The following is a 12,506-nucleotide window of genomic DNA, read 5'->3' on the forward strand; positions in this document are numbered from 1 at the left end:
AACGTGGGTTCTTCGCCGTTCAGGATGGCTTGCCGGACAATGCCGTCGATACGGGCCTTGGATTCCTGCAGCGACAGGTTCAGGGCTTTCACCTCTTTGGTAGAGCCCATGATGTGTTGCCCCACCGCATCCCACCGGTCAGGCTCGACACTGTACTTCGTGCTGAACTTCTTCTTGACGCTTTTATGCGTGTACTGGACGTAGATGGTGGTCTTGCCAAAGGTTTTCCGGTCGCTGCGGATGACCAGCTTGGTGGAGGCCATAAGTAGTAGGATAGCATGAGCCAGTTGGATTGCCGGCGCCATATCAAAAGTAGGTAAAGTTTTGAGTGGGTCCGTAAGTGGGACCGTAAATCCGTAAAAGAGCAAGTGAATTAGAGCTAATTCGATTTATAAAATTCCGTTTAAAGGCCATTTTGGAGGTATTTTAGATAAAGTGTAGTTAATAATCAGTGATTCCAGAGGAATCACTCAAACCCCTGCTTGCGGCTTGCAAGTAGGGGTTTTTCTTTGTTGCGGCGACTCGCACCGAAGGAACGGCGCCCCATCGATCCAGAAGCAGAAACCTGCTGCTGTTGACGCCGCGGCCCGGCTTGTGGAACGCTTATAGCTAGGACGTTTGCGGCTAAGTTTCGAAGTCGGGGGCGCTGCGCAATACGCTACTTTTTCGCCTTGGTACCCCGCCGCAAGGCCTTGTACGCTTCTATCCAACCGGCACCCAGCAACGCCGCCCCGGCGCACCAGCCCAAGGCGGCCACCGGCACCGGGGCAAAGCCAAACAGCCGCTGCGCGGCCGGCACCAGCAGCGTAGCCAGCAGCAGGCACAGAGTCAGGCCCAGCATCAGCCACAGAATGCGGTTAGGCACACCTAGGGTCTGCCAGACGGACTGCGTAAAGGAGCGGTTCACCAGCGTGAGTCCCAGGTTGCTGAGTACCAGCGTCGCGAAGGTGAGCGTGCGCACTTCCGGCAAAGGAGCGCCCTGTTGCATGAACCCGTAGTACACGCCTAGCACCGCCGCCGCAATGCCCACACCCTGCACCAAGCTGCGGCCCAACTCGGCCCGGCCCAGGAAGGTGGTGCTGAGCGGCCGCGGTGGCTCTTGCATCTGCCCGGCCTCGGCGGGCTCGTTTTCGAAGGCAATGGAGCACGTCGGCCCCATCACCAGCTCCAGAAAAATGATGTGCACGGGCGAAAACAGGTTGGCAAACTTCCAGCCCGCCAGCAGCGGCACGGCTACAGTCAGCACAATGGGAATGTGGATGGAGACAACGTAGAACACCGCCTTCTTGAAGTTCTGGTAGATGCGCCGGCCCTGGGCAATGGCCGTGACCATGCCCGCCAAATCGTCGTCGACGAGCACCAGCGACGCCGCCTGCCGGGCTACTTCCGTGCCGCGCCGGCCCATGGCCACCCCGATGTGGGCGGCCTTAAGGGCGGGGCCGTCGTTGACGCCGTCGCCGGTCATGGCTACCACTTCGCCGCGGGCCTTCAGCGCTTCCACCACCTTGAGCTTGGCCTCCGGAAACATGCGGGCAAACACAGCCGTGCCGGGCGCCTGCTGCTGGAGCGCGGCCGCCGGCAAGTCCATCACTTGCTGCCCGGTGAGCAGGGTATCGGCCCCGGGCAGGCCCACCTGCCGCGCAATGGCCTGAGCCGTTTCGGGAAAGTCACCCGTAATCATCTTCACCTGCATGCCGGCCGTGAGGAAGGCCTGAATTACGGCTGCCGCATTGGCTTTGGGCGGATTTTCCAAGGCTACCAATCCCAAAAACTCCCAGGCAAAATCGTCCTGCGCGGCTGGGAAGTCGGGCCCCGCCGGCCGGGCCCGCGCCACGCCCAGCACCCGGTAGCCCTGGCCCGACAGCTCCCGCGTCACACCCCGGACGTCATCGGCTTGTGTCGGCGCCAGACGGCAGATGGCCAGGATGTGCTCCACGGCGCCCTTGCCGGCCACCAGGGTTTCGTCCCCCACGCGGCGCACGTGCGTCATCATGGGCGGGGTGCCGGCCAGCGGGTACTCGTGCACCATGGGAGCGGGGACGGCAGCGAGGGTGGGGGCGGCTGCGGCAAAGGCGGCCACGATGGCCTTTTCCATGGCGTCGAAGGGCTCGGTTTCGCTGGCCCAACGGGCGTAGGCCAGCACGGTGACGGCGCTGGCGGGCAGCGGCCCCGGCACCGGCACAAGACGGGCGGCGGCCCCGTCGTAGAGCTGGCACACGGCCATGCCCTCCTGGGTAAGAGTGCCGGTTTTGTCGGTGCAGATGACCGTGGCCGAGCCCAGGCTTTCCACGGTCTGGGGTTGCTTGGTGAGCACGCCCAGGCGGCTCAGGCGGGCCGCGCCCAGGGCCATAAAGGAGCTGAAGGCCACCGGAATTTCTTCGGGCAAAATGGACATGGCCAGCGTCAGGCCGAAAAGCAGAGCCGTCACCCAGTTGCCGGAGTGGGCGTAATTCACGCCCCACACCAGCGCAAACGCGCCCACTCCCACCCAGGCCATGCGTAGCACAAACCGGCTCACCTGCAGCTGCAAGGGCGTTTTCTCGGTGGCAATGGCTTGCATGCTCTGCCCGATCAGCCCCAGTTTGGTGCTTGCGCCCACGGCCGTCACCGTCAGCCAGGCGCGGCCCGCCACGGCGCTGGTGCCGGCGAAGACCGGCTCGTCCGCCGCCTTGGCTACCGGCACCGATTCGCCGGTGAGGATGGCTTCGTCCACGGAAAAGTCGCTGGGCTCGGTCACGGTGCCGTCGGCGGGCAGGCGGCTGCCCTCTTCCACCAGCACGGCGTCGCCCACCACCAGGTCTTCCACCGGCACGGTGACGACGGCGCCGTTGCGGCGCACCCGGGCCCGGGGCTGGGTCAGCTCGCGCAAGGCGCTCAGGGCCCGGTCGCTGCGGAGCTGCTGGTACACCGAAATACCCGCCACCGCCAGCAGAGCCACGCCCAGGGTCAGGGCCTCGGCTATTTCTCCCAGGGCGATGTAAACCGCGCAGGCCGCCAGCAGCAGCAGAAACATGGGCTCGGTTGCCACTTCGCGCAGCGTCGCCAGCAGCCCGGAGCGCGAGGCCGCGGTGAGCACGTTGCGGCCGTGGGCGGCGCGGGAGGCCTCGACGGCGGCGTCGCTAAGACCAGACGGGGAAACGGCGGGAAGCTGAATCATGGGCAGGCACGGGGAAGCGGAAGAAGCCCTGCGAGAGGCCGGCGCGCGGCATCGGCCGTCGGGTGCGCGCTGAGCGTCAGCCAATCGGCGGGGCTCGGCTATGGGCCGGAGGATACAAAAGAATTGGGGCCTTGAGAAACAGTTTGGTACAAATGTTAGCCGAGCGGCACCGGTAGGACCGCCCAACGGCCGGCGAAAAGTGGTGCTGAATCGGCGCCCGTCTTTCAGCGCCGCGCAGAGGGCCACTGGGCGGGCGGCACTCTGACGTTTCGGCTGCCAAACATTGTCCGCGAGTCAACTGCCACATCGGGAGTGCCTCCTACCACGGCTACTTCTGCCTGGCCTGCTACCGGCGTTCGTTTTGACCACTGCCTCCTTGGCCTCAACAAGCACGGCCATTTTCTTGCCGGGCTTGCGCCCCAGCTGCGCAGGCGCCGGCGGCCGTTACGAGTTTGGCGGTTTATGGTACCACGTCCACCGACACGACGCGGCCCTGGTCGTTCAGGTACAACTCGTAGTAATGCTGGTTGAGCTGCCACACTTCCTCGATCTTGATGACGGGCCGTCCCTGCTGCAGGCGGCGCATCGTGGCTTGCACCGGCGCGGGCAGCCGCGCCAGCGCCACGGGCTGCTCGATGGCGGGGCTTTCGTCGAGTTCTAGCTCCAGCGTGAGGCTCCGGCTGCGCCACCAGCCGGTCACTTCCAGCTCGTCGCCGAGCAGGGCGGTGCTGGCGCGCAGGTTGTCGGTGGTGCGCAGCTCGGTGGCGGCCGCGGTGAGCATGAAGCCCCCGCTGAGCACCATGGCCGCGTAGCCCAGGCGCCGGAACGCGGCTTCGGGCAGGTAGTGAACGATGCGCTTGGTGGCGGCCGTCGCCGCCACGGCTGCCACGGCCACCACGGCTCCGGCCTGCCACGCCGGCCCGGTGAGCAGGCCCAGCGAGAGGTACAGCGCCAGTTTGATGAAGTGCAGGAGCAACTCGTTGGCCGCGCGGGTGGCAATGACTTGGTCGCGGCTCAGCCCGTAGTGAAAGTAAAACTTGTTGAACACCAGCCCCACCGCACCGGTCAGGCCCGACAGAAAGCCCGCCAAAAACCCAATGCCGCTCAGCTTCAGCCAGCTGGCGGGCGCGGGCTCAACCGCCGTCACCGGGGCCGAGCGGCGCAGCATGGTCAGGTTGGAGAGCAGAAACAGACCGATGAACACCTCCAGGTACAGCGGGTTGAGGTATTTCAGCAAGTAGGCGCCGAGCAGCACGCCCGGCACGGCCCCCGGCACGAAGCGCCGCGTGACGGCCCAGTTGACGTGGCGTCGGAATAGAGCCAGCTTCGAAACGGTGCTGGTGGCCGTGCCCACGGTGAGGGCCGCCGGCACCGCCGCAGTGGGCAGCACCCGCGTCAGCACCGGCAGCAGCAGCAGGCCCGCTCCGCCTCCGCTTACCGTGCTGAGGCCGAACGCCAGCACGGCCGCCACAAACACGAAAACCAATCCCATAACGCCTGTCAAGAGTGAGCCCGCAACGCGCTACAGCACCCCCGTAGCCCCGGCGGCGCAGCTCGGGTAGCTCGGCACAACCACGGCCGGCTCGCCGGGGCCTTGCAGCAGCTGCCGCTGCAGCGGGGAAGGCGCTTAGCAAGTTGCCGCCTGGGTAAGGGGCCGGCGGGAGCTGGCAACCGGGCTAGCGGCCCAGGGCGTTGGACACGGCGTCGCCGCGGGTTTCGGGGTGCATGATCCGGCCGCCCAGATTGCCGGCGCGGGCCATCAACCCAAAGCTGAGCAACGCGCCGACCAGCGTCAGCCGGGTGAGCAGCGCGGCGCGGGCGTGGCCGCGCGCCAGCAGCAACAGGCTGCCCACGGCCAGCAGGCCGGTGAGTTCCAGCGCCCACAGGGCCAGCTCGGCGGCCTCCTCGTGCTCGTGAATGAGGGTGCGCGTCACGCCGGGGTAGTGCTCCACCACTTCTTCCGCGCCCTCGCCGGTCATGTTGGTCGGAATGGCCAGAGCCGCAGCCACGAGCAGCACAATCAGGCCGGCCTTCACCAGCACGGGCTGGCGGCGCACCAGGGCCACGAGCAGAAGTACCAAGCCAAATAGGCTTCCCAGGATGGGGGTGTGGTTGAGCAGTAGGTGCAGATGGGCTCCGTTCATGGAAAGTAGGTTGGAAAAGGTGGAGGTAATAAGCAGCGGGGCCGGCGGGTCAGGGCGAAACATTGAAAAAAGCCCCCACGATGGCGGTTAGGGCCATGGCCAGCACGCCCCAGAAGGTGACGCGGGCAGCCGCCTTCAGCACGCCGGAGCCGCCCACGTAGGCGGCCAGCCCGCCCAGCGCCGCCAGAAACAGCAGGGAGGTGAGCGAAACGGTCCAGACCAGCCACCGTTCGGGCGACACCAGAATCACGAGCAGGGGCAGGGCCGCGCCCACGGTAAAGGTGCCCGCCGAGTCCAGGGCCGCCTGCACCGGGTTGGCCGACACCGTCTCGGAAATACCCAGCTCGTCGCGGGCGTGGGTGCCCAGCGCATCGTGGGCCGTCAGCTGCCGGGCTACTTCGTCGGCTAGGGCGGGCGCCAGGCCGCGCGCCACGTAAATGGCAGCCAGCTCGGCGTGCTCGGCCGCTGGCTGGGTGGCCAGCTCGGTCCGTTCCCGGGCCAGGTCGGCCTGCTCGGTATCGGCCTGGGAGCTGACCGAAACGTACTCGCCCGTCGCCATCGACATGGCTCCGGCCACCAACCCGGCCACGCCCGCCACCAGCACACTATCGCGGGAGGCGTGGGCCGCGGCCACGCCCACGACCAGGCTGGCCGTGGAGATGATGCCGTCGTTGGCCCCCAGCACGGCGGCGCGCAGCCAGCCGATGCGGTGGGTGCGGTGATTTTCGTCGTGTCGCATCAGTAGGCGGCGGGCGCGGAGAGAAGACCTCCGGTTAGGGCATGGTAAACGACAAGTCGGCGCTGACGAGGTTGGCCGTCAGACCGGTGCTCTGGCGGTAGTAGGCGTAGCGCAAATCCAGGGCCTTGAACTTGGCCACGCGCCCGCCGAAAGGCGTTTTGAAGCGGCTGAGGCCATATACTGGCGAGTAGCGCAGGCCCAGCCCGACCTTGTTGGCCGAGAAGTCGGCCAGGTCGTAGTCGGAGGTGTAGTATTCGTCCCGGATGCTGTGCTGCAGGTAGGGCGCGAAGTAGGTGGCGGCCGTCTGGGTGTGGTAGCGGTAGAAGGGGTAGAGCACGAAGAAGGGCGTCACCTTCACCGGCGTTTCCAGTTCCACGGTGTGGGCCGTGATGCCAAAATTATCGTTGTAGAAGCGGTAGTAGGCGCGCAGCTGCACCAAGTCGGTGGCGTAGTAGTTCAGGCGCAGGCCCACCGGGTACTTGTAGCGCTGCCGCGGCAGCAGCTCCGTTTGGGCGGTGCCCACGGCCCCGCCGGTTTCGCGGAAGTACACCCGGTGAAACGGCGTGCTCAGCAGCCCCCGCTGGGCCGCCAGCTCGGTGCTGACGGCGCCTTGCAGGCGTTGGGTGAGCACCTGCGAGTACACCAGGTTCAGGTTATAGCTCTGGCGCGTGTCGTAGCCCGAGCCGTGCTCCCCGCCGCCGCCCGCGCGCAGCTCCACCGGCAAAATCAGCGTGGCGCGGTCGAAAAAGGCCTGGGCGGCCACGCTGAGCTGGCGGTTGCCGTCGCGCGAGGTTTGGGCCCAGGAGCCGGTGACGTTGAAGGAGAGGTAGTCGTATTCCTTGGAGAAGCCCGCGCCGAGGCCCACGATGGTGCGCTGGTCGCGCAGCTGGCGCGAGTAGCCGAAGTCGGCGTGGTAGCGGGTGTCTTGGCTGGAAGGCGTCGACAGCACGTAGTCGATGCGGTCGGTGGAGGCGGAGGCGTACACGTCCATGCCCACGTTGGCCGAAAGGCGCGTCACCGAGTCCAGGGGCACGTTCAGAATGATGGTCGGCGTCAGGTCCGTCAGCTGCTGCGTGCCGATGCCGCCCTCCACGGCGCCGTGGTTGCCGTCCTGCTGGTAGTAGCTCATCAGAATGTTCAGCTCCGTCTCGCCGCTGTTGTGCGGGCTGGGCGGGCTCGGCGCGGCCGAGGGCGCGCCGTAGCCGTCCACGCGGTTGGGCGTAGGCGTGGCCTGCGCCCAGCTCAGCAGGGGGAGCAGGGCCAGCAGCCCGGCGGCGGCGCCCCGGCGCCAGAAAGTAGAGTAGCTCATGCGCGTAGTGCGTGTCCGGTCCTTAGTTGCAGCCGCAGCCGCCCCCGACTTTGCCGCCGTTGGCGCCGCCGGCGCCTTCGCGGTAGCTTTCGAAGTTGGTTTCGTAGGTTTCGATGCGCTTGTTGGCCAGCTGCATGTCCTCGTCGTTGAGGTACATTTTCTGGTAGGCCGCCACCGACACGCAGCTCGTCAGGCCGCTGCCGCCCAGCAGCAGCAGCGCGCCCAGCGCCAGGCGGGGCCAGGGGAGGAGGGAGAGGTTCATCGGGTCAGGGTTTGGCCGCGGTAGCCGGGGCCGGTTGGGTGGAGTAGTAGCGCACCTGCATGCCCTTGGACGTGAGCGTGCGGCCGTCGTCGGTAATGAGCGTGCAATCCACGCCCTTCAGGCCGTTGATAAAGGCCAGTCCGGCCTCGGCGCCCTTTACAAAGACGACTTCGTCGAGGCCGTCGGCCAGCTCCACGTCGGGGCAGATGATGGTGACGGACTGCAGCCCGGTGCTCGGCAGGCCGGTGTGCGGGTCGATGATGTGGCCGTAGACCTTGCCGCCCACGGTGAAGTACTGCTCGTAGTTGCCGGCCGTCACCACGGCCACGTCGGTCACGTCGAGCCAGCTGTTGATGCCGCCGTGCGGGTGCTTTGGGTCGCCGATGGCCACGCGCCACAAGGAGCCGTCGGCCTGCCGGCCCCAGCACGACACGTCGCCCGAGCCGTTGATGAGCCCGCCCCGGATGCCCATTTGCTTCATCAGCGCCTGGGCGCGGCGCACGCCGTAGCCCTGCAGGATGCCGGCCAGGTTCAGGCGCATGCCCTTGTCTTGGAGCATGACGGAATGCGTGGCCGGGTCGAGGATGACCTTGCGGTAGTCGATGCGGGCCACCGAGGCTTTGATTACGGCCGGCGCGGGCAGGGCGGCGTGCTCCTGCCGGTCGAACTTGTAAATCTTCTCCCCGCCGGCGAAGGTGATGTCGAAGGCCCCGCCGCTGAGGGCCGAGAGCTTCAGCGTGCGCTGAATCAGGTCGTACACCTCCTGGTCGACCACCACGGGCTTGAGGCCGGCGTGGCGGTTGATCTGGGTTATCTGCGAGGTGGAGTCCCAGTAGGAGAAGAGCCGGTCGATGCGCTGCGTTTCCCGAATGCCCGCCCGCACGGCCCGCCAGCCCAGCGAGTCGTCGGCGGCTACGGCCGTGAAAGTGAAGTGGGAGCCCATGAGGTGAGCCGCGCGCATATAGTTGCGCAAGGGCTTGGGCTGCGCCAGCGGTGCCTGCGCCCAAGCCCCCGAACGGGCGGCGCCGAGCAGCAGCACCGCCAGCACCGGGAGCCAGGCGCGGCCGCGGAAGATGGAACGCATGGGCTTAGCGTTTGGTCAGGAGCTGGCTGAGGTAGGCGTCGTAGGCGGCGGGGCCGCCGGGGCGGTAGCCGGTCTTGGCCAGCACCTTGCCCTCGGGCGAGAGCAGTACCACCAGCGGAAACGAGCCTTCCTGGTTGAGCTGGGCCGCTGCCTGCTCGTTGCGCTTGGTTTGGTCGGCGGGCAGCTTGTTTTTCTTGCTGCGCGGGAAGTCGAAGCGGGCCAGCACCAGTTTGTCCTGGGCGTAGCGCTGAAACTCGGGCTGGTCAAACACTTCTTGCTTGAGCATGATGCAGGGCTTGCACCAGTCGGAGCCCGAAAAGACGGCCAACACCGGCTTGTTGGTGGCTTTGGCCTGTTGCAGGGCCGTGGCCAGGTCGGAGTTCCAAGTGACGGCGGCCGGCGTCTGGGCCTGCACGCCCACGACTGCCAGGAGCAGCAGCAGGCAAAACGAGAGAATACGCATGGCGGGAAAAGCAGAGTTAGGTTAAAGCCCGGTTAAAGCCATAAACCGTGCTACCCTACGCAGCCGGTTCCGAAACGATGGACTCTTAAGCAACTTTTAAGAATCGTGGCTTAGCCGGTGATGCGCAGTGTGGAGCCGGTCTGCGTGACGGTGTACTGCTTGAGCGCCCGCGGCGCCGGGCCGCTGAGCACCGCGCCGTCGGCCCCGAACACGGCGTTGTGGCGGGGGCAGACGAAACGGGCCTGGTTCGGGCTGAAGGTGACCGTAACGCCTTCGTGGGGGCACGGAGCCTGAAACGCTACGTAGCGCCCGTCGGCCGTTTTGGCCACGATGACGGTCCGCTCGGCGTTGTAGAGGTACCCGACTGCGGCATTGTGGAGGTTGGCGCTGCTGGCCGCGGTCAGGTCCACGGTGAAGTCCACGTTGGCCGCGGCGGGCACCGGGTCACTGCTGTTGCCGCAGCTGCCCAGGCAGGCGGAGGCCAGCAAGCCGGCGGCGCCCAGGCCAAACAGGTGTAGAAATTCTTTGCGGTCCATGAAAGAGGAGCTTGCCGGGCAGGTAGAGGGTGAAACAAAAAGAGTCGAGCCCAGCGGCGGGGCCGGCGCGACCAGCCCGTAAGCTACGGCTGGCTGGAGCCGAAACCACGGCCAAAACGACCGTCGCCCACCGGACGTCGACTAGCTAGCCGCGTGGTCCGATTGATGTGCCGGTTGCGTCGGGCTATGTCATCGGGCCGCGTTGGGGCGCGCCGACCGGAACGAGGCGAATAACGCGGCTCCGCACGAAGGCGGGCAGTGCGTCCGCTTAAGATTTGCTTAAAATGCTGCCGCCCCGCCGCTGCGCAGCATCTTCGCGGGGCAAAGAGCGTTAGGTTCGAGCAAGGGCCGCCGCCCGGCGGCGCGTCCTGCCGTATTTCCTTCTCCCACCCGGTATGCACATTTTACTTATCGAGGACGAACCCGGCATTGCCCGGTTTCTCAAGCAGGGCCTGGAAGAAGAAGGCTACGCCGTGGACGTTGCCGACACGGGGCCGGCCGGCCTCGCCCAGGCCCAGGCCCGCCCCTACGACCTGCTGCTGGTGGACTGGATGCTGCCCGGCCTCACGGGGCTGGAGCTGTGCCGCCAACTGCGCGCCGCCCGCCACGCGGAGCCCCTGATTTTCCTGACGGCCAAAGACACCGTGCAGGACACCGTCGCCGGCCTGCAGGCCGGGGCCAACGACTACATCAAGAAGCCCTTCCACTTCGACGAGCTGCTGGAGCGCATCCGGGTGCAGCTGCGCCACGCCCCGGCCCCCGGGGCGGCGGAGCGGTTCACGGTGGGCCCCATCGTGCTGGACGTGGCCACGCACCAGGTGTTTCGCGACGGGCAGGAGGTGGCGCTGACGCAGAAGGAATTTGCCCTGCTGGAGTACCTGCTGCGCCACAAGGGCACGGTGTGCCGCCGGCAGAGCATCATCGAGCAGGTTTGGGACATTCACTTCGAGTACAACACCGGCGTCATCGACGTGTACATGAACGCGCTGCGCAAGAAGTTGCGCCTGAGCAAGGAAGACGAGTACCTGCACGCCATCCGCGGCGTCGGCTACGTCGCCCGCGACTAACATGGCCCTAACCTTCAAAAACCGCATTGCCCTGCACTACGTGCTGGTCACGGCCGCGCTGGTGGCTTTGGCCTACCTGGTGGTGTTCGGGGTGGTGCGCCAGCAGGTGTACGCCGACCTCGACCGGGGCCTGCGGCTGCAGGCCGCCAGGCACCTGACCGAGCTGTACGTGGCCGGCGACTCGCTGCGCTTTGCCCACAAGGGCGAGTGGGAGGAGCAGGAGCACCAGCAGGTGGACGTGGCCCCGGTGTTCGTGCAACTCAACGACGCGAAGGGCGGGCTGATGGACCGCTCGCCCAACCTCAAGGCCGACCAACTGCTGTTTCACCTCACCGACGGCCGCCAGCTGGTGGATGCGGCCCTGCGCGGCCGGGCCATTCGGCAGCTGCAGGCGCCCATCCGGCAGCGGGGGCAACTACGCGGGTACCTGCTCGTGGCCGTGCCCACCGAGCCGGCCCGGCACGTGCTCGACAGCTTGGGCTCAGTGCTGCTGCTCTCGTTTCCGGTGGTGCTGCTGGCCCTCTACGGCTCGGCTCAGTGGTTGGCGGGGCGCAGCATCGCGCCCGTCGTGCGCATCACCGCCACCACCAACCGCATCACCCGCGACAACCTCACCGCGCGCATCGGCCTGCCCCCGCGCCCCGACGAGCTGCACACGCTGGCCACGGCCATCAACGGGCTGCTGGGCCGCGTGGAGCAGGCCGTGGAGCGCGAAAAGCAGTTCACCACCGACGCCTCGCACGAGCTGCGCACGCCGCTGGCCGTGCTCAAGGGCACGCTGGAAGTGCTGGTGCGCAAGCCCCGCACCCCGGCCGAGTACGTGAGCAGCATTCAGCTCGGCATCCGGGAAATCGACCGCCTTACCCACCTGGTCGACCAGCTGCTGCTCATGGCCCGCTTCGAGAGCCACGCCAAGGGCCTGAACCGGCAGGAACTGTCGGTGCTCAGCTCCGTGCACGACGTGCTCTACCGCCACCGCGCCGACCTGGAGGCCAAGCGCATCCGCGTCGACGTGGAAGACGGAGCCGTCACGACCGTCGTGGCCGATCCGCACCTCGTCGATTTGATTCTGGATAATTTGCTCTCCAACGCCGTGAAGTATTCGCCCGCCGGCTCCACCATCACCGTGACCCTGGCCCTGGCGGCGGGCCGCTTGCGCTGCGCCATCCGCGACCAGGGCATCGGCATCCGGCCCGAAGACCAAGTCCGCATCTTCGACCCGCTCTACCGGTCCGATGCCCTGCAGCACAAGCACATCGGCGGCACGGGCCTGGGGCTGAGCATTGTGGCCAAGGCCTGCGCGCTGCTGGGCATCGAGCTGGCGGTGGAAAGTGCGCTGGGCCAAGGTACGACGTTCACGCTGCTGTTTCCGGCTGCCTAGGGCTACAAAAAGCCCCGTCTGGTGAGCTGGGGCACTGCGTACGCAGCGTAGCGGGCGGCCGATGACTACAAAATTCGCCTCAACGACAGGCGCAGCGCGGAGGCCAGCGACATAGCGTGCCGCCTGGTGCGGGCCGGGCGCGCGATACTCGTGCGCATGCCCCTGCGCGAGCTGGTTCGCCACCTGCCCGCCGAGCAGTTCGTGCAGATTTAGCCCAGCTACTTCGTCGACCTGGACTACCTCGAGCGGCTGGACCCGGGGCGCAACTTGGTGCAGGTGGGCGAACAGCTGTTGCCCGTGGGCGAAACCTACCACGCCGAGCTGCTGCGCTGCCCGCACACGCCCGGGTAGGGCGCCCGATTCG

At 66.9% G+C, this 12,506-nt stretch carries 12 protein-coding genes; 2 read left to right on the forward strand and 10 right to left on the reverse strand.

Going from position 1 to position 12,506, the window contains the following annotated elements; translation table 11 throughout:
• The 10 genes from LJ737_RS24195 to LJ737_RS24240 form a co-directional block, all read right to left on the reverse strand.
• Positions 1 to 263, reverse strand: a 263-nt coding sequence (locus LJ737_RS24195) for an Arm DNA-binding domain-containing protein (protein WP_227769346.1), incomplete at its 3' end; no start/stop codon positions are given.
• Between the two features lie 395 nt (positions 264 to 658).
• Positions 659 to 3,157: a cation-translocating P-type ATPase gene (locus tag LJ737_RS24200; RefSeq protein WP_227769347.1), complete on the reverse strand. Its 2,499-nt coding sequence runs from the start codon at positions 3,155 to 3,157 to the stop codon at positions 659 to 661.
• A 460-nt stretch (positions 3,158 to 3,617) separates the two neighbouring features.
• Positions 3,618 to 4,649: a sulfite exporter TauE/SafE family protein gene (locus tag LJ737_RS24205; RefSeq protein WP_227769348.1), complete on the reverse strand. Its 1,032-nt coding sequence runs from the start codon at positions 4,647 to 4,649 to the stop codon at positions 3,618 to 3,620.
• A 184-nt stretch (positions 4,650 to 4,833) separates the two neighbouring features.
• Entirely contained in the window at positions 4,834 to 5,301 is a 468-nt protein-coding gene (locus LJ737_RS24210; RefSeq protein ID WP_227769349.1) for a hypothetical protein, read from the reverse strand.
• A 49-nt stretch (positions 5,302 to 5,350) separates the two neighbouring features.
• Entirely contained in the window at positions 5,351 to 6,040 is a 690-nt protein-coding gene (locus LJ737_RS24215) for a VIT1/CCC1 transporter family protein (protein WP_227769350.1), read from the reverse strand.
• A gap of 34 nt (positions 6,041 to 6,074) precedes the next feature.
• Complete coding sequence (locus LJ737_RS24220) at positions 6,075 to 7,349, reverse strand: DUF3570 domain-containing protein (protein ID WP_227769351.1); 1,275 nt, start codon at positions 7,347 to 7,349, stop codon at positions 6,075 to 6,077.
• A 22-nt stretch (positions 7,350 to 7,371) separates the two neighbouring features.
• Positions 7,372 to 7,611, reverse strand: a complete 240-nt coding sequence (locus tag LJ737_RS24225; protein ID WP_227769352.1) for a DUF4266 domain-containing protein — start codon at positions 7,609 to 7,611, stop codon at positions 7,372 to 7,374.
• A gap of 4 nt (positions 7,612 to 7,615) precedes the next feature.
• Positions 7,616 to 8,695, reverse strand: a complete 1,080-nt coding sequence (locus tag LJ737_RS24230; protein ID WP_227769353.1) for an FAD:protein FMN transferase — start codon at positions 8,693 to 8,695, stop codon at positions 7,616 to 7,618.
• A gap of 4 nt (positions 8,696 to 8,699) precedes the next feature.
• Entirely contained in the window at positions 8,700 to 9,158 is a 459-nt protein-coding gene (locus tag LJ737_RS24235; protein WP_227769354.1) for a thioredoxin family protein, read from the reverse strand.
• A 110-nt stretch (positions 9,159 to 9,268) separates the two neighbouring features.
• Positions 9,269 to 9,694, reverse strand: a complete 426-nt coding sequence (locus tag LJ737_RS24240; protein ID WP_227769355.1) for a QcrA and Rieske domain-containing protein — start codon at positions 9,692 to 9,694, stop codon at positions 9,269 to 9,271.
• A gap of 395 nt (positions 9,695 to 10,089) precedes the next feature.
• Between LJ737_RS24240 and LJ737_RS24245 the strand changes: the two genes are divergently transcribed.
• Together LJ737_RS24245 and LJ737_RS24250 are read left to right on the forward strand one after the other, a co-directional pair.
• Entirely contained in the window at positions 10,090 to 10,761 is a 672-nt protein-coding gene (locus LJ737_RS24245) for a response regulator transcription factor (RefSeq protein ID WP_227769356.1), read from the forward strand.
• Position 10,762: 1 nt separating this feature from the next.
• Positions 10,763 to 12,142 (forward strand): sensor histidine kinase, encoded by a 1,380-nt coding sequence (locus LJ737_RS24250; protein ID WP_227769357.1) that lies wholly within the window; start codon positions 10,763 to 10,765, stop codon positions 12,140 to 12,142.
• Positions 12,143 to 12,506 lie beyond the last annotated feature (364 nt).

The organism is Hymenobacter sp. 15J16-1T3B (assembly GCF_020711235.1).
In the GTDB taxonomy this organism is placed as follows: Bacteria; Bacteroidota; Bacteroidia; order Cytophagales; family Hymenobacteraceae; genus Solirubrum.